At 38.0% G+C, this 24,270-nt stretch carries 19 protein-coding genes; 7 read left to right on the top strand and 12 right to left on the bottom strand.

Going from position 1 to position 24,270, the window contains the following annotated elements; translation table 11 throughout:
- Nucleotides 1-11 precede the first annotated feature (11 nt).
- Nucleotides 12-1,382, bottom strand: a complete 1,371-nt coding sequence (locus AC1DNH_RS02455; RefSeq protein WP_477582059.1) for a M16 family metallopeptidase — start codon at nt 1,380-1,382, stop codon at nt 12-14.
- Nucleotides 1,383-1,543: 161 nt separating this feature from the next.
- On the opposite strand from AC1DNH_RS02455, the gene AC1DNH_RS02450 reads away from it, so the two are divergent.
- The 4 genes from AC1DNH_RS02450 to AC1DNH_RS02435 all read left to right on the top strand — a co-directional run bounded on the left by AC1DNH_RS02450 (nt 1,544) and on the right by AC1DNH_RS02435 (nt 6,370).
- Nucleotides 1,544-2,221, top strand: coding sequence for a 3'-5' exonuclease (locus AC1DNH_RS02450; protein ID WP_477582058.1), 678 nt, complete (start codon nt 1,544-1,546; stop codon nt 2,219-2,221).
- A complete protein-coding gene (locus AC1DNH_RS02445; RefSeq protein WP_477582056.1) occupies nt 2,211-3,662 on the top strand; it encodes a DUF294 nucleotidyltransferase-like domain-containing protein in 1,452 nt (483 codons plus the stop codon). The genes AC1DNH_RS02450 and AC1DNH_RS02445 overlap by 11 nt, the downstream gene beginning before the upstream one ends.
- Nucleotides 3,663-3,785: 123 nt before the next feature.
- On the top strand, nt 3,786-4,115 hold the full coding sequence (locus AC1DNH_RS02440) for a YegP family protein (protein ID WP_477582055.1): 330 nt from the start codon (nt 3,786-3,788) through the stop codon (nt 4,113-4,115).
- A gap of 641 nt (nt 4,116-4,756) precedes the next feature.
- Nucleotides 4,757-6,370, top strand: coding sequence for a discoidin domain-containing protein (locus AC1DNH_RS02435; RefSeq protein ID WP_477625129.1), 1,614 nt, complete (start codon nt 4,757-4,759; stop codon nt 6,368-6,370).
- Between the two features lie 83 nt (nt 6,371-6,453).
- Here the strand turns inward: AC1DNH_RS02435 and rplT are convergent, their stop codons facing one another.
- From rplT to AC1DNH_RS02385, 10 genes are all read right to left on the bottom strand, one after another.
- Nucleotides 6,454-6,798 (bottom strand): 50S ribosomal protein L20, encoded by a 345-nt coding sequence (gene rplT, locus AC1DNH_RS02430; protein WP_025144714.1) that lies wholly within the window; start codon nt 6,796-6,798, stop codon nt 6,454-6,456.
- A 75-nt stretch (nt 6,799-6,873) separates the two neighbouring features.
- Nucleotides 6,874-7,074 carry a 50S ribosomal protein L35 gene (rpmI, locus tag AC1DNH_RS02425; protein WP_029279105.1) on the bottom strand — a complete coding sequence of 67 codons (201 nt, stop codon included), beginning with the start codon at nt 7,072-7,074 and terminating at the stop codon, nt 6,874-6,876.
- Between the two features lie 29 nt (nt 7,075-7,103).
- Nucleotides 7,104-7,673, bottom strand: coding sequence for a translation initiation factor IF-3 (gene infC, locus AC1DNH_RS02420; protein WP_051691975.1), 570 nt, complete (start codon nt 7,671-7,673; stop codon nt 7,104-7,106).
- 16 nt (nt 7,674-7,689) lie between these two features.
- A complete protein-coding gene (gene thrS / locus AC1DNH_RS02415) occupies nt 7,690-9,615 on the bottom strand; it encodes a threonine--tRNA ligase (RefSeq protein WP_477625128.1) in 1,926 nt (641 codons plus the stop codon).
- Nucleotides 9,616-9,731: 116 nt separating this feature from the next.
- Nucleotides 9,732-10,226, bottom strand: a complete 495-nt coding sequence (locus AC1DNH_RS02410) for a hypothetical protein (RefSeq protein WP_477584927.1) — start codon at nt 10,224-10,226, stop codon at nt 9,732-9,734.
- Nucleotides 10,223-11,320, bottom strand: a complete 1,098-nt coding sequence (locus AC1DNH_RS02405; protein ID WP_477584928.1) for an acyltransferase family protein — start codon at nt 11,318-11,320, stop codon at nt 10,223-10,225. The genes AC1DNH_RS02410 and AC1DNH_RS02405 overlap by 4 nt, the downstream gene beginning before the upstream one ends.
- 218 nt (nt 11,321-11,538) lie before the next feature.
- A complete protein-coding gene (locus AC1DNH_RS02400; protein ID WP_477611579.1) occupies nt 11,539-12,435 on the bottom strand; it encodes a hypothetical protein in 897 nt (298 codons plus the stop codon).
- Nucleotides 12,436-12,792: 357 nt separating this feature from the next.
- A complete protein-coding gene (locus AC1DNH_RS02395) occupies nt 12,793-13,530 on the bottom strand; it encodes a (Fe-S)-binding protein (protein ID WP_477579844.1) in 738 nt (245 codons plus the stop codon).
- A gap of 22 nt (nt 13,531-13,552) precedes the next feature.
- Nucleotides 13,553-14,860 (bottom strand): MFS transporter, encoded by a 1,308-nt coding sequence (locus AC1DNH_RS02390; protein ID WP_477579842.1) that lies wholly within the window; start codon nt 14,858-14,860, stop codon nt 13,553-13,555.
- 208 nt (nt 14,861-15,068) lie between these two features.
- Entirely contained in the window at nt 15,069-16,961 is a 1,893-nt protein-coding gene (locus tag AC1DNH_RS02385; protein WP_477625127.1) for a RecQ family ATP-dependent DNA helicase, read from the bottom strand.
- A 72-nt stretch (nt 16,962-17,033) separates the two neighbouring features.
- Between AC1DNH_RS02385 and AC1DNH_RS02380 the strand changes: the two genes are divergently transcribed.
- Together AC1DNH_RS02380 and AC1DNH_RS02375 are read left to right on the top strand one after the other, a co-directional pair.
- Nucleotides 17,034-20,261, top strand: a complete 3,228-nt coding sequence (locus tag AC1DNH_RS02380) for an amidohydrolase family protein (protein ID WP_477625126.1) — start codon at nt 17,034-17,036, stop codon at nt 20,259-20,261.
- Nucleotides 20,262-20,327: 66 nt separating this feature from the next.
- On the top strand, nt 20,328-20,591 hold the full coding sequence (locus AC1DNH_RS02375) for a hypothetical protein (protein WP_477609256.1): 264 nt from the start codon (nt 20,328-20,330) through the stop codon (nt 20,589-20,591).
- 222 nt (nt 20,592-20,813) lie between these two features.
- On the opposite strand, the gene AC1DNH_RS02370 is transcribed toward AC1DNH_RS02375, so the two are convergent.
- Nucleotides 20,814-23,030: a B12-binding domain-containing radical SAM protein gene (locus AC1DNH_RS02370; protein ID WP_477579834.1), complete on the bottom strand. Its 2,217-nt coding sequence runs from the start codon at nt 23,028-23,030 to the stop codon at nt 20,814-20,816.
- 224 nt (nt 23,031-23,254) lie between these two features.
- Here AC1DNH_RS02370 and AC1DNH_RS02365 point away from each other — a divergent pair, with 224 nt between their 5' ends.
- Nucleotides 23,255-23,971 carry a hypothetical protein gene (locus tag AC1DNH_RS02365; protein WP_477579832.1) on the top strand — a complete coding sequence of 239 codons (717 nt, stop codon included), beginning with the start codon at nt 23,255-23,257 and terminating at the stop codon, nt 23,969-23,971.
- The last annotated feature ends 299 nt before the right edge of the window (nt 23,972-24,270 follow it).

Here is a 24,270-nt window from a genome sequence, read left to right as displayed (position 1 = left end):
CGAGCGTTAGGTTATTTGGGTGATTTAAAAAATGTTTCTGGCTTCACTTCATTCATACCTGCTTTATCCATCATTAGGCCAGCGCAATAAGGTTTATCTTTAATATACTTGCGTACATAATCAAGTAAATCCTTTCTTGTTACTTTATTTACATTTTCTTCATAATGGGTATAATAATCAATCGATGCCGAAGCCCACCAGAAGGAAAGTAAATGTGCATAATCAGAAGTAACCTCTCTCCTTTCTACCTGTTCTATAGATAATAGTCTTTTGGCTCTTTCAATCTGCAGATCAGATAAATAATCTTCATTGGCCCAAAGCGAAATTTGCTTCAGCACCTCCTGGTAACATTCATTTATTTTTGCCGGATTAGGACTCACCATTAAACTAATTGGGCCTGTATATTTTTGCGTATAATAATTCACATCAGCCTGTTGGGCTAATCCTGAATTAATAAGCGCCTGTTTCATTTTAGAACCGTTTTGATTCACAATAAAAGAAAAAACATCAGCAGCATAAGTGGCCGGAATATCGTTTCTGGTATCTGGACCATGCCAGCTAAACAGCATAAACGGAACAGGGCTTTTATTCGATTCTACAAAATAATAATCGTTTTTTTGAAGCGGCTTAAACTCAGGTATTGGCCATTTCACAAAAGGATCAACCGGCGATCGTTTCCAGCTTCCAAAAACAGAATTTACATAACTAAAAGCTTCATCAACTTTAACATCACCAGCAATTACCAGAACTGAATTATTTGGCCAATAATATTTATTTTTAATGGAATCCATTTTTGATGGAGAAGCTGATAAAATTACCTCGTGGCTACCAATTACATTTTTGCGGGAATAATTTGCACCCCACATATGTCGCGAATTGGCCTCTATCAAAGCAAATACCGGACTCGATTCGTGTCTTGTAAATTCGGCATTTACCACTTCATTTTCCAAAGCCATATCTTCTTTTATGAATTTTGGATAACGGATTGAGGAATTCATTAAACTTAATCCGGGTTTTAAATTAGCAGCAGGAAGGGTAAAAAAATAATTAACCACTTCTTCCCGCGTAGTGGCATTCGAATTGATATCCAGATCGTTCATTCTCGAATTTAAACGTTCGAAATCGGGATAATCCTTGTTAGCCTTAAAGAATAAATGCTCGTAAAGATGACTTAAGCCGTTAAATTCGTCGGTTTCAGTAAAAGAACCATTTCTGCAGGCCATTTCGATGGTAACCAGTGGCACTGTCCGGTCTACAACAACCAGCACTTCTAAACCGTTATCAAGTTTTTTGAAATGCATGTTTTCTCCGAGCTTTTCCTGGGCAAAAGCAGAACCAAGGCACAATAAACAGGCTAAGGAGCTAAATAATAGAGAGCGCATATTTTAATTGAATTTTAACACCAAATAAGTGTTAATCTTTCACTTTAACAAATAAAAAAACACTTTATTTAACAATCGCCCTTATTAAAGGATATATGAATAATTACAGTTTATATTGTTAAATAATTACCTTTGAAATAGTTCATCTAACCACGTTAAAATTGCAAGAATACTTCCTCGTTGTTGATACCGAAACTTCAGGTCTGCCTAAAAATTGGACGGCGCCTTATTCTAAAGAAAAGAACTGGCCTCATATTGTCCAAATTGCCTGGATTATTTATGATCAATTTTATCAGGAAATTAAGCGGGAGAATCACTACATAAAAAATATAGATTTCACTATTGATAAGGCTGCATTAAAAATCCACAAAATTACCCCTGAATATCTGCATACACATGGCGAAAACAAAGAAAAAGTGATGTTACAGTTTTCTGAAGATATAGAAAAATACAAGCCTTTAGTGATCGGACATTTTATTGAGCTCGATTATCATATGGTGAATGTTGAATTATACCGCATCGGAAAGGAAAATATATTTAAAAACCTGGCTTTTTTCTGTACGATGAAGGCAAGCGCACCTTACATCACCAATACGGTAATCAGTCATTTAAAGCTGGATAAATTTTATACCATTTTATTTAATGAAGCACCCGAAAATACGCACAATGCTTTATCTGATACACTAAACACCGCAAAGATTTTCTTTCATCTTTTAAAAACAGGCAAAATTAGCTTAACTTCAGCCTACCATCAGGAGCATACTTTTAACCTGGAAAAGAAAAAGACAAAAGAATTTTCATTTAAAAGAATTTTACAGGGATTTTTTAATGGAAGATAAACTAGCCGATCAAATTTATACCGCTCGTATTGGAGACATTACTTTTAAAAAGATAGTAAGTTGCAGCCCAGGCACACCTATTTTTGAAGCTGCAATTAAAATGTCAGAACAGAAAACCAGTTGCCTCTTTATTAAAAATGATCAGGATGTTTATCTGGGCTTCGTAACCGATATTACTTTAAGGGATAATGTAATTGCCAAACAACTGAATTCAAATTTGCCTATTGACGAAGTTATGGATACCAATATTGTTACCATAACTCCGGATGCTTATGTGTATGAGGCGATATTGATGATGTTCAGCAAAAAGTCGCGCTATTTACTGGTAAACGACAATGGTAATTATGTTGGCTTTTTAAGCAGGAACCGCCTTTTAAGCGAGCAGGCAGAATCTCCATTGGTTTTTATCCAATCTGTTAAATCTGCTGTGAATACCGGCGATCTAAAATTAAAATGGCAAAAAGTACCAGGCATTGTATCGCAATTATTGGCTAGAGGTGTACATTCGAAAATTGTAAATGAGGTGGTAACAACTATTGCCGATACCATTTCCTTTAAAATTATTGAAGAGGTAATTGCTAAACTTGGTCCGCCACCTGCAAAATTTGTATTTATGGTTTTGGGTAGTGAAGGCAGAAAAGAGCTTAGCTTAAAAACCGATCAGGACAATGCCATTATTTATGAAGATACCGGAGAAGATAAAAGAGCGGCTGTACGTTCTTATTTTCTAGATATGGCTACCCAGGTTTCGGATAAATTAAATTTTGTTGGTTTTGTATACTGCGATGGCGATTATATGGCCACTAACCCAAACTGGACGCATTCACTATCGCACTGGAAATACAATTATAAAAACTGGATAGAAGAAGCTTTACCAGAAGCTGCCGTAAAATTTGCTGCATTTTTTGATTGCAGGGCCATCTATGGCGATTTAACCATTATGGAAAGCTTACGTGCTTTTGTTGATGAAGAACTGCAGAAACCCATCGAAAAATTCTACGTATATCTGGCCAAAAATGCCTTACTCTATGAGCCACCGCTCACCTATTTTAGAAATATAAGAACACAAAAAATCCATAAAAAAGAGGTATTCGATATTAAAACAGCCATGACCCCTATTGTAGATCTGGCAAGGGTTTATGCTTTACAGAACAGGATTTTCCAAAAAGAGAATACGGGCGAACGTTTAAAGGCCTTAAGAGAACTTGGTGTTTTTAGTGAAGAGCAGTTTAACGAACTTTCGCAGTCTTATTATTATTTAATGGGCTTAAGATTGAAACATCAGGCTAATCTGATTATCAATGATCAGGCGGCACCCAATAACTTTATCGAAATTGATAGTTTAACCAAAATTGAAAAAGTAACCTTAATCGAAATTTTTAAAATTATCCAGAACTTTCAAAGCGGTATTCGCATGAAGTTTACCAATAGCCTGGGTTAAATTATCATTAATTCTCTTGTCTGCTTATTGTAATTGGCTACAAACTTTAATAACTTTAGGAATAACACCTGCTTATTATAAGATTAAAATACTAACCAAGTACTTAATTTAAAAATCAGACTTATGGGAAAATTTGTAATTACCAAAAGATCAAACGGAGAATTCCAGTTTAATCTTAAAGCCAGCAATGGCCAGACCATTTTAACCAGCGAAGGCTATTCAGCCAAATCGAGCTGCGAAAATGGAATCGAATCTGTTAAAAAAAATGCGCAAGATGATTCTAAATTTGAGAAAAAGACATCGTCTAATGGCAAGTACCATTTTAGTTTAAAGGCTACAAATGGCCAGATTATTGGCTCCAGCGAAATGTACGAAAGTACAGCCGCCAGAGATAACGGTATCGAATCGGTTCAAAAGAATGCACCAGACGCAGAAACAGACGATCAGAGTTAATCATCATAATTTCAATAGAAAAGTCGTCATCTCGACTGTTGCGCAGTCCCGATTTTCGGGAGAGAGCTTTATTTTTTTTTAGATTTAGCTTCGCTGAGCCTTCGGGTTCTCGGCTACGTTGCGCTCCGCTCGAAATGACGACACTTAATGACATTGCCCTCCCTCTCTTTAAGGCTACCCTGAGGGCGCAAAAATTCAATACTCTCTTCTAGAACTTTACATTCGGATGTAAACATCCATTTACTAGCAAATCAAACAGCGAATACAGGCCTATCAAACGTTTGCGCGTCATAAACTTTAAGTTCATTTTAAATAGCTAATCATAGAGCTGTAAAGCTAGGCTAACCTGCACTTCTATCATATAATTTAGCGCTATTACATTTCATCCCACACAAACGTTTGCGCGGTTTTAATTCAATCTACTGTATAAGTTTGTTTGTAACTTAAATTCAGATAAGGTAAAAATCTATTTACAATACGCTCTTTTTAAGGTTTGGAACAGTGGCCAAGACTGGCAAATTATGGTGATATAAAATCTTCGCATTAAAATCGACAAGATTAGGTAAAGAGGCTGAGTGCAGCATATAAAAAGCAACAACAACCAATTCCAAATATTATCAACCTAAACCTAAAATTATCGTATGAAAAAAAACAGTTTACTTTTAACAGGGCTATTCTGTGCCTGCCTGTTCGCCCTATCTTGTAAAAAGGCCGAAGTATTACAACCAGAGGAAAAAACCTTCTCTATTAACAAAAAATTAGCTACAACCAACATTATTACCCAAAGCCGCAATGTAAATGTTGTTTATTTTGTACCTAACGACCTCGATACCCTTGCGGGTTATAGAAAAAGGTTGAGCGATCTTTTATTATGGACACAAGATTGGTACAAACAAGAAATGAACCGCAATGGTTATGGCAATAAAACATTTGGCCTTGCTGATGATGGCACAGGAAATGTAAAAATCCTAACCATTAGAGGAACGTTGCCAAAAGCAAGTTATCCATATTCTGGAGGTAGCGGCGCAGTGGCAAGCGAAGTAAACGCTTATTTTGCTGCGCACCCCGCAGATAAAACCAGCGATCATACCTTGATCATTATTCCAAGATATTCTATCGGCACTGATGGTACACCAAGCGGAGGTCCGTTTTATGGTACCGGCAGATGGTGTTACGCGCTGGATTATGAAGAAATGGACATTGCAAATCTTGGCTTAAGCACTACCGTCGGCAACCGCTTCAGTGTTTGGTTTGGAGGCATGGTACATGAACTTGGTCATGGATTAAATCTACCGCACAACAGACAGAAAGTTTCTGAAAACTCAACTTTAGGTATGGCATTAATGTGGGCAGGTAATGGAACCTTAGGAAAAAGCCCTACATTTTTAACCGCTGCAGACGCGGCTATTTTAAATGCCAATCAGGTTTTCAATAATAACGCTAACACCTATTACGGTTCGGTAACCAGCAGCATTAATAAAATATACGCCAGCTACTCCAGCACTTTGGCTTCTATAGTGGTATCAGGTAAATTTACTTCAATCGGTAATGTAACCAGCATTTTATACTATAATGATCCGAATGTAAACAATGAAGGTACAGGTGTAAACCATGATTATAATGCCATTACGTGGGAATCGAAGAAAATCGGCACAGATAGCTTTAGGGTTGTAATGCCAATTGCCGATTTGCAGGAAAAAGCCGATGGTATTCCATACGAACTGAAAGTTAAATTGGTACATGACAATGGAACCGTAACCGAACAGATTTATGCTTATACTTTTTCAGGAGGCTTACCAGTATTAAATTTTTCAACGAAAAATGAGTTAAGCAAAACAGGGTGGAGTATTGCTTCATTTAGTTCTGAAGAAACCAGCGGCGAAGGTGCTACAAATGGCAGGGCGATCAGATTAATCGACGGAAACGCAAGTACTTACTGGCATTCGAGATGGAGCAGCTCAGCAACAAGCTATCCACATACTATAGTAATTAATTTAGGAGCTTCAAAAACCGCAACAGGTTTAAGTTTAACACAGAGAAGTGGTTTAAGCAGGGCTGTGAAAAACTTTGAACTACTAACGAGTACAGATGGCGTAAACTTCACTTCTGTTAGCAATTATGTAGCTCAAAATATAAATGGTCCGCAGTACTTTGAGTTTGGAAGCGCCAAAACATTCCAGTATTTTAAAGTTATTTTAAATTCAGCACAGGATGGCCTACAGTTTGCCAGTCTTGCAGAATTGGGATTATATTAGATTTTCAAAACCAAACAACAAAAAAGGTCCCGATTTTACATCGGGACCTTTTTTAAATATGATTATCGCCTAAGCGAAAATTTCTATTTTACTGCATCAATTACAGCTTTGAAAGCTTCTGGATGATTCATTGCTAAATCAGCCAATACTTTACGGTTTAAACCGATTTCTTTAGAAGCTAGTTTACCAATTAATTGAGAGTAAGAAATACCGTGCTGACGAGCACCTGCATTAATACGTTGGATCCATAATCCGCGGAATTCTCTTTTCTTAACTTTACGGTCACGGTATGCATATTGCAAACCTTTTTCTACTGTGTTTTTAGCAACAGTATAAACCTTACTTCTTGCTCCCCAATAGCCTTTGGCTAGATTAAGGATTTTTTTTCTTCTTCTTCTCGAAGCTACTGCGTTTACCGAACGTGGCATGTTGTTGTTGTTTTTTGGCAAGCGGCGTTCCGTTTAACCGGAAACTTAAAGCCTGATACCTGGTGAATTAATAAATTACTTTCCGATACAAAGCATACGTTTAACGTTACCCATATCAGCATCAGATACGATACTTGCTTGACCTAAGGCACGTTTACGTTTAGTGCTCATCTTTGTTAAGATGTGACTTTTGTATGCGTTGTTTCTTTTGATTTTACCTGTTCCAGTAAGCGAAAAACGCTTTTTAGCACTGGAATTGGTTTTCATTTTTGGCATAACCTGTTTTTTAATTTATAAACCTATTTTTATTTTTTTGCTACTTTAGGCGCAACTGTTAGGAACATCCGTTTACCTTCTAACTTAGGTAACAACTCTACTTTTCCTACATCTTCTAAAGCCTGAGCGAATTTTAACAATAAAATTTCTCCCTGCTCTTTGTAAACAATTGCTCTACCTTTAAAATGCACATAAGCTCTAACTTTCTCACCGTTCTCTAAAAAGCTTACTGCATGCTTCAATTTAAACTGGAAATCGTGATCGTTGGTGTTAGGACCAAAACGGATCTCCTTAATTACAGTTTGTTTTGCATTAGCTTTAATTTCTTTCTGCTTTTTCTTCTGCTCGTAAACAAATTTACTGTAATCAATAATTCTACAAACTGGTGGTACGGCATTTGGAGATATTTCTACCAAATCCAATTCCAGTTCATCAGCAAGTGCCAAAGCTTTTGCCAAAGGATAAATCCCCGGTTCAACATTATCGCCAGCTAAACGCACTTCGGGCGATTTAATATACTGATTAATGTTATGCTCTGCTTCTTTTTTCTTAAAAGGTGGACGTGGTCCCCTGTTAAATCCTGGTCTTCCTAATGCCAAATTTGTACTATTTAATTTAAACTGTTATTTCTTTTCTTAATAAATTGTTGAACTCTTCCAACGTCATTTCGCCTAAATCTCCCTCACCATGTTTGCGGACAGAAACTTTTCCTTCTGCCATTTCCTTATCACCGATAATGAGCATGTATGGGATCTTTTTAACTTCCGAATCGCGTATTTTGCGACCGATTTTCTCATCACGAAAGTCAATCAGCCCGCGAATATCGGAATTATTTAGTTCATCTAAAACTTTTTTTGCATATTCTTCATATTTTTCTGAAATAGGAAGAACAATAAATTGCTCCGGACTTAACCATAACGGGAAGTTTCCGGCACAATGTTCGATCAAAACAGCAATAAATCTTTCTAATGAACCAAATGGTGCACGGTGAATCATTACTGGTCTGTGCTTCTGGTTATCGCTACCAGTGTATTCCAATTCGAAACGCTCTGGTAAATTATAATCAACCTGAATAGTACCTAACTGCCATTTTCTACCTAAAGCATCTTTCACCATAAAATCGAGCTTAGGGCCATAGAAAGCGGCTTCGCCATATTCTACAACAGTATTTAAGCCTTTTTCTGCAGCTGCTTCGATAATGGCATTTTCAGATAGTCTCCAATTTTCGTCAGAACCAATATATTTCGATTTGTTCTCCGGGTCTCTTAATGAAACCTGAGCAGTATAGTTATCAAAACCTAATGATTTAAATACATAAAGCACCAAGTCGATTACTTTTTTAAACTCTTCTTTCACCTGTTCTGGCATACAGAATAAGTGTGCATCATCTTGAGTAAAGCCACGTACACGGGTTAACCCATGTAATTCGCCACTTTGTTCGTAACGGTAAACCGTGCCAAACTCGGCAAAACGAACCGGAAGATCTTTATAAGAACGAGGTTTTGTTTTGTAAATCTCACAGTGGTGAGGGCAGTTCATCGGTTTTAGGAAGAACTCCTCTCCTTCTTGTGGCGTTTTAATTGGTTGGAAGGAATCTTTACCGTATTTCTCCCAGTGACCTGAGGTTACATATAAATTTTTGTGTCCGATATGTGGTGTTACTACTTGCTCGTAGCCTGCTTTAGCCTGTGCTTTAGTTAAAAAGTTCACCAAGCGCTCGCGCAAAGCAGTTCCTTTAGGCAGCCATAAAGGCAAGCCCATTCCTACTTTTTCTGAGAAAGCAAATAACTCCAGCTCTTTCCCTAATTTACGGTGATCGCGTTTTTTTGCTTCCTCAATCATTAAAAGATATTCAGTAAGCTCGCTCGCCTTAGGGAAAGTTACCCCATAAATACGGGTTAATTGTTTTTTGGTTTCATCGCCTCGCCAGTAAGCACCAGCTACATTCATCAGTTTTACTGCCTTCACAAAACCAGTATTCGGAATATGTGGGCCACGGCATAAATCGGTAAATGAACCTTGGGTATAGAAAGTAATCTTACCATCTTCCAGGCCATCAATTAAATCCAATTTGTACTCATCGCCTTTTTCGGTAAAATATTTTACCGCATCAGCTTTGCTCACACTTTCGCGTACAAAAGTTTCCTTTTGCTTAGCCAGTTCGATCATTTTGGTTTCGATGGCCTTGAAATCGTCCGAAGAAAATTCACGGTCGCCAAAGTCTACATCATAATAAAAACCAGTTTCGATAGCTGGGCCGATACCGAATTTGGTACCCGGATAAAGTGCTTCTAAAGCCTCAGCCATTAAGTGAGCTGATGAATGCCAAAAAGTCGATTTTCCGGCAGTATCATTCCAGGTCAATAATTTTACTGATGAATCAGATTCGATTGGTCTTATTGAATCCCAAACTTCGCCATTAACCTCAGCGGCTAATACGTTACGGGCCAAGCCCTCAGAAATTGACAATGCAATTTGGTGGGCAGAAGTGCCCTTTTCATACTGACGGACAGAACCGTCAGGTAAAGTAATGTTAATCATCTACAACTATGATTTAAATTTTAAATAAAAAAGTTTTAAAGATCACTTACAATGTGATTTTATTTTGTGCAAAGGTACGAAATTTATCCTGCTATTTAATACTGCCGCTTAAAATTCTACTTCGGCTGCAGTCCTACTTCTTGCAGATAAACTTTCTGAATAGCCAGTAACTGATCAGGATAGGTATTCAGTTTTTCATATTTAACGGCCAGCAGGTCATAGTATTTTCGTTTTTCGTCAATGGCTTTTACATGCAGCATTTCCTTTGCTGTTTTGCCATAATCGTTTATGGCAGTGAGGTATTGTATTACACCTTCGTTAAATTTTGCAGCCGCTTTACTTGGTTTCAAACGTGCGATATCAAGAAGGTCTATTTTTGAATTATTGATCAGATTGTCAGCCTTGTGCGACAGGAAAATAGAATCAGGAAAACCTTTTGCATATACCTTCGAAGTATCTTTAAAAACACTATCCGTTTCATCGATCTGTTTCATTTCCCGCAAAAAAATTGAAGTTACTTTTTCGTTGTAGGTATAATCATTATTTGATGGCTTGCAGCTAAACAGCATAATTAAGAAAAGGAAAAACAAGGCAGGTTTTAAAGATTTCATATTCTGTTATCGTTTAAAAATTTTTGCTTAAGGTATTTGCGCAAAGGAATATCTACAAATCTCATTACCATATAAGAGAAAACAATTAAAAGCAGTACAGAAACCGGTATCACCACCCAAAGTGAGGATGCTGGTGGCTGAACTTCGGCTACATAGGTTAAAAATATCCAAACAAATGGATAATGTACCATATAAAGCGGATATGATATTTCGCCTGAGAGATTACAGATCTTTTTAAACGATGGGTTTAATACGGTACCTGCTCCTAATGCCACTAAAAGCGGAAAGTAAAACAGCACAAGTATCGGCTCGGTAATCCAATTGTATTTATCATTAAAAGGAACTAAAAAGGCTGCGAGCAAAAGTACGATCATGCCTAAAAAGCCAAGTTTATTTTTGATCACCCAATTTAAACGGTAAACCAGCATACCGGCTGTAAAAGAATACAGCACACGTGCTCCACCGTCCCAGAAATTCTGTCCTCCCCAGCCGCCACCTACGTTGGTAGCGCGAACAGCTACATAACAAAGGCATACCGCTCCTATAACAACCAAAGCGATCAGTGATTTTTTACCCAGGCGGTAAAGTATAAAAATGTAAAAGATATTGGCAATATATTCCCAAAATAACGACCAGGCCGGTGCATTTAAGCAGAATAAGTTGGTATACCGCTCGGGCATGGCCGGATAAGGGATTAAAAAAGCTGAAGATAAAAATAAAAGAAAGGTTTTCCCGAATCCATAAACCTCATAAAGATCGCTGTATGGATCGATCAGAAAAGTGATCAGTCCTAAAACGGAACCAATAACCACCAGCGGGTGCAAACGGATAAGCCTTAATTTAAAGAACTGTGTAATCCCGATATGTGGTGCACGGCTATCGTAAGCATAGGCAATTACAAAGCCGGATAAACAGAAAAAGAAGTCGACAGCGAGGAAACCATGTGAAAGAAAATTCTTGTTATAATTGGTAATCGCGATTTCCATAAAGTGATAAATTACCACCACAATGGCAGCTACGCCCCTTAATCCATCTAAAATTTCGAAATGTTGCTTGGTTGCTAATAAATTTGTTTTGTTCTCGGCTGTAATCACTTTTGGCTAGGTTATATTTAACCCCAATAATAGTTATTCTCAGTTTAGATGCAAAAACTAAAGTCAACCTTTTCAAAAATGATACAAAAAAAGCCCTGAACGCTTGCAGTTCAGGGCAACAATAGAATTATTATGGTGGTAATTTATGTAAAGACATCCGAAGTTCGCATGAGACACAGGCCTATACTCAAACTTCGGATGTCTGGCAACGAACTGAATTAATTCATACCAAATGATCTTACCTGGCCACCACCTGGTCTGTTCTGTCTAAAACGTTTCATCATGTTCTCCATTTTAGTTTTATACTCTTCAGCAGTGATCAGTTTTGCTTTTTTAGGTGCGGTTACATCTTTTGCACTTACATTCCTATATTCGATGCTTTTGGCAATTGAACTATTACCTCTGCCTTCGATCGCTAAAACTGCACCTTCAGTCCACATATTTGGGTTTGGAGAAAAGTCGAACCCCAAATCTTTTGTATACCAGATTTTGGTTTCTTCTACTACGTTTTTATCCATATCCAAGATTTTAATAGCCCTTGTAGATCTTATAATCGCCTGGTGACAGGTAAAACCAATAATCTGTTTAGTAGAATCTGTTTTAATCACTTCTATGGTTGGTGCCGGAGCTGGTTTTGCTGTAGTGGTATCATTAGGATTTCTACCGCCCATTCTCATTGAGCCAATCGGACCAGAAGTAGATAAAGTTAATTTACTCGGCATGTAATATGTCGTATCGTTCAGATCAAAAACCTCCGTAAGGCCCTTATCTGCAAAGGTATAGTAATATTCTCTGTTACCTCCACCACCACCAAAACGCATCATCATACGGCCCATGCCGCCACCGCCACCACCTGCTCCATTACTATCCTCAGTTTCTTCAACTGGCATATAACTGGCATTTGTAGCCGTAAATAACAACTCGAAGTTGCTTTTGCTAGATGAGGGCATTCTGGCTTTCATCTGATCGGTTAGCTGGATACCACTTGCCGAAGCCATAGCTGCCGGATCGATAATATTTTCAAATTGTATGGCTCCTGAAGTTTTTTTCTGCTGTGCATCTGCAATTGATGCGATTGATAAAACTCCCAGTAAAGCGAAGATTATTTTTTTCATTACGATTTTGTTTTGTTTGTTAGATACGAAAGCCTTAAAAAGGTTTAACAAAGATATTGTAGTTTGTAATGTAAAACGTGTTAAATTGTGTTAAAATCAACTGCTGAATTGGCTGAGCAAGCTGTTTAAAGGCAGATGTAATTTATTTTTTACAATAGAGCTTGTTTTTGAAAAGCAATTGCAATGGTTCTTTGGTTGCGGTAGTCCTGCCCTCTGCTTAATCCCGATTGAACATACTCTCTAATTTAAAATTGATCTTTAAATCGGGATAACGCTGACGGTCAGGTTTATTTTACACAAAACAGTGGTTCTTTCAAAAGAAAACCTCGCAGGTTTTTGAAACCTGCGAGGTTTAAACTAATATTCTGTACTTTCCAGCCAGCCATTACACAATACATCGGCGATGTGCATGGTCTTGATGGGGAGGTTATTTTTATCGATATAACCTTGAAGATGCAAAAGGCAAGACAAATCGGTCGAAATTATGTAATCTGCCTGTTGTGCCAGCGCATGATTAACTTTCTGCTCGGCCATTGCAGATGATATAGCGTCAAATTTAACCGCAAATGTTCCGCCGAAACCACAGCACATATCGGTATCTTCCATTTCGATCATTTCTAAGCCGTGTACTTTAGAAAGCAACTGGCGGGGTTCATCTTTGATTTTGCACTCACGCAATGCGCTACACGAATCGTGGTAAACAGCTTTTCCTTCCAACTCAGCGCCGAAATAATCTCTTTTGGCTATGTTTACCAGAAAATCAGAAAGCTCCCATATATTAGATTGCAAACTCCGACATTTGTTGTGCACAATGGTATTGGTAAACAGATCGTTAAATCCACCTTTCACCATGCCTACACACGATGCTGATGGCGCTACAACATAGGTGTTTTCGGTAAAATCGTTTAAGAATTTTGTACCCACTTCTTTAGCCTCATCCCAATAACCCGCATTGTATGCAGGTTGCCCACAACAGGTTTGTTTTGAATTGTAGGTTACATCACATCCCGATTTTTCTAATAATCTCAAAGTATTAAAAGCGGTTTCAGGATAGAGCTGATCTACAAAACAAGGCACAAATAATTCTACTTTCATAATATTCTTAACGACTGCAAACTTACAATTTTAGCGATTCTTTATGTTCGTTTTTTCTTAGAAGTACTAAAAGAACTAATCCAACAATAAAAAATGATGCCAAAGCGATAATTGAGTAGCGAATATTTCCGGTTAAATCTTCAATGTAGGCAAAACTGAAAAGGCCAATTACAATCGCCAATTTCTCCGTTACATCGTAAAAGCTGAAGAATGAAGTGCTATCTTTTGTATCAACCGGTAAATATTTAGAATAGGTAGAGCGCGATAAAGATTGGATTCCGCCCATAATTAAGCCTACAATTGCGGCCAATGAGTAAAATTGATACTCGCCAGTGATGTAATAACCAAAAACACAACAGCCTATCCATACTACAACTACCATAATTAACACATTTATATTCCCTATTTTTTTAGCTAAATACGACATGAGCATGGCGCCGGGGATAGCAACAAGCTGAATGATCAATATCACTGCAATCAATTTTGCCGTTCCTAATTTTAATGTTTTTTCAGCGAAACCAGCAGCAGCAAGCATAATGGTTTGTACACCCATAGAGTAGAAAAAGAAAGAAACTAAAAATCCTTTTAAAACCCTCATTTGTTTAACCTGCGCCCAAACTTTCGATAGTTCGCTAAAGCCATCTTTAAGGATATTCGTTTTTATTTTATCGTGCTGAGGTGTTCCGTTCGGAAGTGCTGAAAAAGGAATCTGAGAGAAACCGATCCACCACACGCCAACCAATAAAAATGATAACCTTGGTGGAAATGAAGCATCAGTAATACCAAACCATTCCGGTTTTAACACAAATAGAAAACAAATCAGTTGGAGTAAAACCGAGCCGATGTACCCATACGAAAAACCTTGTGCACTCACACGATCCTGATGTTCTTCGGTTGCGATTTCTGGCAAATAAGAGTTGCTGAATAATACCCCGCCGATATAACCCATTGCTGCTAATGCAAACAAAATGATACTCATTTCGAGCGTATCTAGCTTAAAGAAATATAAACCGATGCAGGCCGCCCCACCTACATAGGTAAAGAATTTCATAAAAGACTTTTTATTCCCTCTTCTATCCGCAATGGATGAAAGCATTGGCAAAGCAAAAGCCATAATCAAATAAGCAAGCGATAAGGCATAATTGGAAAGCGAGGTATTTACAAAGGTCCGGCCAAAGAAATCCACTTTATCACCATGTTCTTTAGTGGTGGTAATAATGGTATAATAAGCTGGAAAAATAGTAGAAGTGATGACTAAGTTATAGGCAGAGTTTGCCCAATCGAAAAATGCCCACGAACGGATGGTTTTCTTATTGTTTTTTGTTATCATTTGTTTTTTCGCTTCGCGGAAGATTACATTGATTGTTTGATTGTACAGATTAAATAGTTCATTACAAAACTAATATTTTATTGGTAACTTGATTGGCATTTTTCTCACATCTCACATCTCACATCTCACATCTCACATCTCACATCTCACATCTCACATCTCACATCTCACATCTCACATCTCACATCTCACATCTCACATCTCACATCTAAAGATAATATTTCTTCCCATCTGTTTTAATCTTACCGGCATCTAATAATTCTCTAATGGCATCAATTCTTTCAGCTTCGGCTCCATTTTTAATATTTACAACCAGATCATCAAGACTTAAAGGCTGTTGTTGCAGTAAAGAAACGATCTCAAATTCAATCTCCTCTTCCATCTGACTCTGATTTTCAGCTCTTTTTTCAGCCAAACAAACATCGCATACCCCACATTTTGTAGCATGCTGTTCGTCGAAATAATGAAGCAGTTGAATACTCCTGCATAAATTTGATGAAGCATAAGCTACCACTGCGTTAATCTGTTTGTGTAGGATTTCCTTTCTCAGTTCGAGGTATTTCACGTCCAGATCGAAATGGTCCATATCTACTCTCGGCCTAATGTATTGCAATTGCGGCTGATCGGTTTGCTGAGTATAAGTAAGTAACTCGATGGCCTGCAATTTGTTAAGCAGTGCGATAATTTCTTTATACGACAATCCTGTTTTCTTGGCTAAATCGGCTTCATTAATCTTAACAAAACCGTCGAAAGCACCTCCATGCGAACGCAGAATGGTTTTTATAATGCCATCGTAAGCTTTGTTTTCAATCTGAAAACGGTAAATGTCTTCATGACTGGCAATAAACATCATTCTCGATGGTAGAAAAACACTTTCAGATAAGGTGAGGTAGCCATCGTGTTCTAAAAACTTCAAAGCAGAAATTGTTTTTAAAACACTAATATTAAACCGTTTACAGAAATCAGCTATATCAAAAGTAAAAGTTAAACCTTCGCCTGCACCAAATGCCAATTGAAAATAATTACCGAGGTAGTGATAGGTTTTTCTGATCTCATCTGGAGTGGGAAAACTATCGAGATACCTGGATTCTAAGCCTAAAACATCAGATTGATTAGCTAGAAGAACCGCGTAACTTCGTTTTTCGTCACGTCCTGCCCTGCCAGCTTCCTGGTAGTAAGCTTCTAAACTTTCGGGTAAATCTAAATGCACCACAAAACGAACGTCTGCCTTATCAATTCCCATCCCGAAAGCATTTGTGGCCACCATAATTCGGGTTTTGTTATTTTTCCACTCTTCTTGTTTTAAGAAACGTACATCCCGTTCTAATCCTGCATGGTAAAAATCGGCTTTAATCTGATTCCTATTGATAAAATTAGCAACCTCAGCAGTTTCCCTGCGGTTACGTACATAAACTAAACCTGTACCCTTTACCTTTTGGCAAATATCGATCAGCTTTTTATATTTGTCTTCATTGCCGAAAACCACATAACTTAAATTATCCCTGGCAAAACTTTTAACAAAAACCTGTGGGTCTTTCATTTCAAGCTTCTCTACAATATCTTTCCGAACAAATTCAGTAGCGGTTGCGGTAAGTGCCAAAACCGGAACATCTGGAAGGATTTCGCGAAGTTTGGCAATCTGTTGGTATGGTGGACGAAAATCGTACCCCCACTGCGATATACAATGCGCTTCATCTACAGCTATTAAATTTACGTTCATGTACGAAATGCGAACCCGTACTAAATCAGACAATAGACGCTCTGGAGATAAATAGAGGAATTTTATTTTTCCGTAAATACAGTTATCCAGCAAGATATCGATTTCGCGTTTACCCATGCCTGCATAAATGGCAATGGCTTCAATCCCTTTCGATTTCAGGTTTTCTACCTGATCCTTCATCAAGGCAATTAAGGGCGAAACGACAATACAAATCCCCTCTTTAACCAAAGCAGGAACCTGAAAACAGATCGATTTACCCCCACCTGTAGGCAATAATGCTAAACTATCCTTTCCCTCTAAAACCGAAGAAATAATATCTTCCTGTAAAGGCCTAAAAGCTTGATGTCCCCAATATTTTTGTAAAATCTCTATTGCTGTCATAAATCGGCAGTACCAAAACTATAAAAAAGCTGTTGATATTGCTAAATTGCGCCACAATTAATCAAAAATTTGATGAAACATCTCTATTTCCTATCCGCTCTTTCCCTATTATTTTTTAGTTCAAACGCCCAAGAGAAAAAATGGGATATTGAAAAATACCAGGGCACCACAAAAAACTTCACTTTAAATACTGATGAAGGTACCTGGATGAACCTTGATGTAAGTGCTGATGGACAGGAAATTGCCTTTGATTTACTTGGCGACATTTACGTGATGCCAATTAGCGGAGGAGTAGCAAAACTAGTTAGTGGTGGCATTGCCTGGGACGTTCAACCCCGTTTTAGTCCTAACGGAAAATACATTTCTTACACCAGCGATAAAAGCGGTGGAGATAATATATGGATTATGAACCGTGATGGTTCTGACAAAAAACAGGTTACCAAAGAAAATTTCAGACTGTTGAACAATGCTACTTGGATGCCAAATAGCGAATACATAATTGCAAGAAAACACTTTACTGCTGGTCGTTCCTTAGGTGCCGGCGAAATGTGGATGTATAGTATAAACGGTGGAGATGGCGTGCAGTTAACCAAACGTAAAAATGATCAGCAAGATGCGGGCGAACCTAACGTTTCGCCAGATGGCAAATATGTTTACTTTAGTGAAGATGTAAGTCCTGGTCCTAATTTTGAATATAGTAAAGATCCTAACGGGACTATCTATGCGATCCGTCAACTGGATTTAACAACAGGAAAATTAACTACTTTAATTAATGAACAAGGTGGTGCCTGTCGCCCGCAAGTTTCTCCGGATGGAAATTTAATAGCTTTTGTAAAGCGCGTAAGGTTAAAATCTACTTTATATGTTCAGAACCTGAAGACTGGCGAAGAATGGCCGGTTAATGAAGATTTATCCCATGACCAGCAGGAAACCTGGGCTATTTTTGGCGTTTATCCAAATTTTGCTTGGACTCCAGATAGCAAAAGCATTGTTTTCTATGCAAAAGGAAAAATCAGAAAAACAGAAATTGGTACACTGATCAACAGCACTATTCCTTTTCAGGCGAATACGATTCAAACTGTACAAAAAGCATTACATTTTGAACAGCAGGTTTTCAGCAATGAATTTTCAGCCAAAATGTTAAGACAATTAACCACTTCGCCCGATGGAAAAATAATTGTTTTTAATGCCGCAGGATACTTATACAAACAAGAATTACCAGCAGGAACACCAGAAAGGTTAACCAACGGATTGGATTTCGAATTTGAACCTGCTTTTAGTCCCGATGGAAAATATGTTGTTTATACCACCTGGAGCGATGAATTACGTGGGGCAATAAAGCGTACGGATGTAAAATCGGGAAAAACCATTATGCTAACTGATGAAAAAGGTTTTTATTATTCTCCTCAATACTCAACAAAAGGCGATAAAATCGTTTTCAGAAAAGGAAGTGGTAACGATGTTTTAGGTTATAACTATGGTCGCGGAACAGGTATTTTCATGATGCCAGCCAATGGTGGTGCTAAAACTTTGATTTTAGATAATGGAATCCGTCCACAGTTTAATAATACCGATACACGCATTTATTTCCAGAGTTATACAGATGGCAAAAAAGCATTAAAAAGTATCGATTTAAACGGGGCGAACGAAAGAACACACTTTACTTCTCAATATGCAAATCAGTTTGTTATCAGTCCGGATAATAAGTGGGTGGCATTTAACGAATTGTTTAACGTTTACATCACACCAATGATCAATATTGGTACTGCACAGGATGCATCGGCGGGTAATAAAGCCATTCCGGTTACAAAAGTGACTACCGATGGTGGAACATATATTCAATGGAGCGCCGATAGTAAAAGCTTACATTGGACGTTGGGGCCGAAATATTTTACCGTTGATGTAAATAATGCTTTCAACTTTGATGGAACTACACCTAAAACCGAAGCATCTTCTATCGACATCAATTTAGTTTTAAAATCCGATATCCCTACCGGAATAGTGGCGTTGAAAGGTGCAAGGATTATCTCGATGAAAGGTGACGAAGTTATTGAAAATGGAACCATTATTACCGATGGAAATAAAATTACTGCAATAGGAAAAGCAGATGCAGTAAGCATTCCGGCCAACGCCAAAGTAATTGATGTTAATGGCAAAACCATTATGCCAGGCATTGTTGATGTTCATGCCCATTTGCGTACCAGTCCTGATGGAATAACACCACAGAGCGATTGGAGTTATATGGCCAATCTGGCTTTTGGTGTAACCACTTCACACGATCCATCGAGCAATACCGAAATGGTTTTTAGCCAAGGCGAAATGCTTAAGGCCGGCAGAATGGTTGGCCCGAGAGTTTATTCAACCGGTGGTATTTTATATGGTGCTGATGGCGATTTCAAAGTGGTGATTAATAGTTTAGATGATGCTTTGGCTAATCTGCGCAGGTTAAAAGCAGTTGGTGCATTTTCAGTAAAATCGTATAATCAACCGCGTAGAGAGCAACGTCAGCAGATTTTAGAAGCAGCCCGACAGTTAAATATGGAAGTTGTACCTGAAGGTGGCTCTACTTTTTTCACCAACATGAATATGGTTGCCGATGGGCATACCGGGATAGAACATAGTATTCCTGTTATACCGGTTTATAAAGATGTGACCACGCTTTGGAACAACACCGATGTAGCTTATACACCTACTCTAATTGTAGCTTACGGCGGTCAATGGGGCGAAAATTACTGGTACGACAGAACCAATGTTTGGGAAAATGAAAAATTAATGACTTACACCCCCCGCTCGATTATAGATGCGAGAGCAAGACGAAGAACGACTTCTGAATACAGTGATTATAACCATATCGATATTGCTAAGGCTGCTAAACAAATTGCAGATGGTGGTACAAAGATTAATCTTGGTGCACACGGACAAATCCAAGGTTTAGGTGCACACTGGGAGCTTTGGATGTTTGTTCAGGGAGGTTTTACGCCAATGCAAGCCATCAGGGCTGCAACCTTAAACGGTGCAAGTTATTTGGGCATGAACAAAGAAATCGGATCGCTAGAAGTTGGAAAACTAGCTGACATGGTGATTATGGACGCCAATCCTTTAGATGATATCCGCAATTCGGAGAAAATTAAATATGTAATGATCAATGGTCGACTTTACGATAGTGCTACCTTAAATGAAGTAGGAACCAGAGAGAAACTTAGAGGTAAATTATGGTTCGAGAATATCAGAGGAAATGGCTATATTATTCCAAACGGAGAATCAGAAACCTGGACTTTTACTGTTCCGCATTGTGATTAAACTATAAAATTTTGAGCCATGTAAAGGGTGCGATTAAATCCTCTTTACATGGTAAATTAAATCAACATGAAACCGAATAAACTCTATAATACCGCCTCTGTTGTATTCTTAGTGCTCAGTGCGCTCGTTTTTTCATACAACGGATATTACATTTTGGGTATCCAAACTGTAAACTTATTCCTGGCGCTAATTGCAATGGCTTACATTACGTCTTTTATAGCGGTGATGAAAGACCGGAAATCGATCATTTCCTGGTTACTGTTAATCTTAAATTCAATTATATTAATCTGCATCATCTATTTCCTGACGCATTTTAAAATGAAGATGTAGTAGCCTATGCTTTAATTTATGATTTGTTCTTACAGTTCTTTCTAAACTTTTTTTTATAAGCGGTCGTCACCCTGAATTCATTTCAGGGTCTTAATAGCTAGAAAGATGCTGAAATAAATTCAGCATGACGATCGAATTAGGCAAACCAGCTAAAAAAAGCAGTATAGCTCAGGTACAATAAAATATAAGCTTACGTTTGTTGGAAACGAGCCTAAGCAAAATTTACAAAACCAACAAGCCGTATTCTCGAAGCGTGTTGATCGGTTTAGAATACCAGAACAACTCAAAGTTTTCCATCTCATTTTCAAAATCTGCTTTAACCTCCTGAAATGTAAAGACTTTTTCATTGGAGATCGAGATTTTATTTAAAATAGTGCTCAGCCAAGCGCCTTCGTTTTTGTTGGTTTGTACTGTAAAGGTTTCTTTTTTATCGTGAAAAGTTAATGATGCCATTTCCCAGGTATTACCCTTTTTCGATTTGGTAAAATACTCGGCGGAGGGCTTTCCTCCTATCCAAACTACTTTTGCGGTAGGTTTCGTATTAAACTGATCTTCATCATTTAAAGCTCTCTCAATAAAATCTGAAGGAATTTTCGTCCTAGGAATTTTAAAATCAAACCAATCCTGCAGTTCATAATCAAAACAGATACCATGCATAAAATTGAAGAGTGACTTTTTCAACCCGAAACTGAATTTATTATGGTCAATGCCCGTTTTATCGGTATAATTGATATCGTTATTGGCAAAAGTGCCAATCACTTCAGTGTCTTTCACCACACCAAACTTTTCCGGGTACATGCCTACCGGACTATGTGCCGTCATGGCAAACTGGTGCCAAAAGCCTGACTGTAATATCCCAACCTCAAACAACTGACGTACCATCTCTAAACTGTCGATCGTTTCCTGTACTGTTTGTGTGGGGTAACCATACATTAAATAAGCATGCACCATAATTCCAGCTTCGGAAAAATTACGCGTAACCTTAGCCACTTGTTCTACCGTTACACCTTTATCGATCAGCTTTAACAAACGGTCGGATGCCACCTCTAATCCACCCGAAACGGCAATACAACCCGAAGCCTTTAACAATAAACATAGATCTTGAGTAAAGCTTTTTTCAAAACGGATGTTCGTCCACCAGGTAACCGCTAACTTTCTTCTGATGATTTCCAAAGCTACCTCACGCATAAGCGCAGGTGGTGCAGCCTCATCAACAAAGTGAAAGCCATTTTGCCCGGTTTTTTCATATAAATCTTCAATCCGATCTACAATCAATTTAGCAGCAACCGGTTCGTAAACTTTAATATAATCAAGCGAAATATCGCAGAACGTGCATTTGCCCCAATAACAACCATGGGCCATCGTGAGTTTGTTCCAGCGCCCATCACTCCACATACGGTGCATCGGGTTTACGATTTCAATTACTGAAATATACTTATCTAATAACAATCCAGCATAATCTGGTGTACCAACATCAGCCTGCTTATAATCATTTCTGAAGGCATCGTTACGGTAAACCACCATGCCGTTTTCTAGCAGAAAAGTCCTTTTATAAAAATGGGCTTCAGCCGGAATAGGATGAGTAATATTTTGATATAAGAGTTCAATTGGTAATTCGCCGTCATCTAAGGTAATGTAATCGAAGAATTCAAAAACCCTTGCATCCGATAATGATCTTAATTCTGTATTCGGGAAACCACCGCCCATAGAAATTTTGATTTCCGGATGATTGGCCTTGACCCATTGTGCACAACGGAAAGCACTATACAAATTGCCCGGAAAAGGAACAGAAATCAAGAACAATTTAGGCTGAACAGTTTCAATTTTCTCTTTTAAAACCGAAATCAGGATCTCATCTATGTAGGTTGGCTTTTTATACAAAGCATCGTAAAGTTCATCAAAGGAATTAGCACTTCTGCCTAAACGTTCTGCATAACGGCTAAAACCAAAATTTTCATCAACACGCTCTACTATGTAATCAGATATATCTTCAAGATAAAGTGTAGCCAAATGTTTCGCTTTATCTTGCGTACCCATTGCGCCAAAAGCCCAATCTAACTCTTCTAAAGCTGCAAAACGCGAAGCTTGGGGCAGAAAATCATCACTACAGATCTGCAAGGCCAAAGTTGGATTCTTACCCTGTAGAAAAGCAATTACCGCATCGATGGTTTTTAAATATTCGTCTTGCAATGCAAAAATACGTTTAGCATTATCGCTTTTTGGATTTTCATTATCAACGCATAAACTTCGCTCAGTGTGATTGAACAGATCTTGCAATCCTTTTTTAGAGAACAGCTGTAAAATAACTTCAATACCTAAATCGGCCTGTGTAGCGCTGATATTTTTAGTATTCAGAAAACCTTTTATATACGCCGTTGCTGGATATGGGGTATTCAGTTGGGTAAATGGCGGCGTAATGGCAAATATTTCGGTTTTCAAAGGGAATTGTTTTTTCAGCAAAAGTACGGGAATTTTAAGGATTATCGCTAAATGCATGAAGAAACGACTTTACGATTAGAAAATCGTAAACTGTTTTTTAAAAGTCTAATGCACTACAATACCCAATCAAGTTGGGATGACGGATTTATCGGGATATACAACTATCTTAAACTAAAACACCAATCTAAACGTTTTAACCCTACATCAACACGTTTTCTACCTGAATGAAAGTTTTTTGTTTTTACATCCTGATGGTCTGTGTGCAAATCAGCTTTGCACAAAAAACATTTGTATTCCCCAAAATTAAAACACAAGGCGCTTCTATTGAACAGTTTACCCCCTCAAACTGGATCGTTATCGATCGGGTTTATGGCGACTTAAACAATGATGCTTCAGATGATTTAGCAGTAGTTTTTGAGTTTAACAGATCAATTGATGAAACCCGTGTTTATGGAGACAACAATACAGATATCATTAAAGAAACCCAGAAACCAAGAATATTGGCTATATTTTTTAAAGATAAATCAACAGGTAATTACAGTTTATCTACCCAAAACAACGATTTCATTTTACGTTCAGAAGAAGGTGGTAAATTGGGCGATCCGCTACAACAGATTGCCATTAAAGACCAACAACTCTACCTCCGTTTCCAGGGTGGTTCCGAATGGCGTTGGGAACTGGGCTATACCTTTAAATTTGAAAATAAGGACTGGTTTTTAACAAGCGCGATCAATCTTTATTTTAACCAGAACAGTGGCGATATGACCGAAAGGGTGTATGATTTTAAAACCCGCGAATTATTTACCACTGTTGGTAATCTGCACCGAAGGGATATTGCAAACCGAAAAACAAGTGAGGTTTTATATTTTTCGCAGCTCAGAACGTTCAAAACCTTTAAAAAGCCCTGGGCATGGGAAATTATGCCGAATGTTTATTTGTAGATCCAAACCTACCAGGTTTTCGAAACCTGATAGATTTGATTGTGTTATTTTTCTTTCCAGGAAGCCGTCACTTTGTTAAATAAACCTGATAGAACGGAAAGCCCGGAGCGAAGTATGAGTGAGGACTTGAAGGGATAGCAGGACTGCACTATCCGAAGAGCGCCTACCAAACATTTCCAAAACAATATTGACTACCTTAGTCACCTGAGGATATAAGTAGCGCTATTTACAAACCTATAACGTTTAATCCAGGGTATTTTTGTTTTCATCTGTCTTATTGAGGGCTACGCCGCTTAAAA

Source organism: Pedobacter sp. 01N310 (assembly GCF_056399805.1).
Note: the sequence above shows the minus strand (reverse complement) of the source record. Positions and strands in the feature narration are given on the sequence as shown.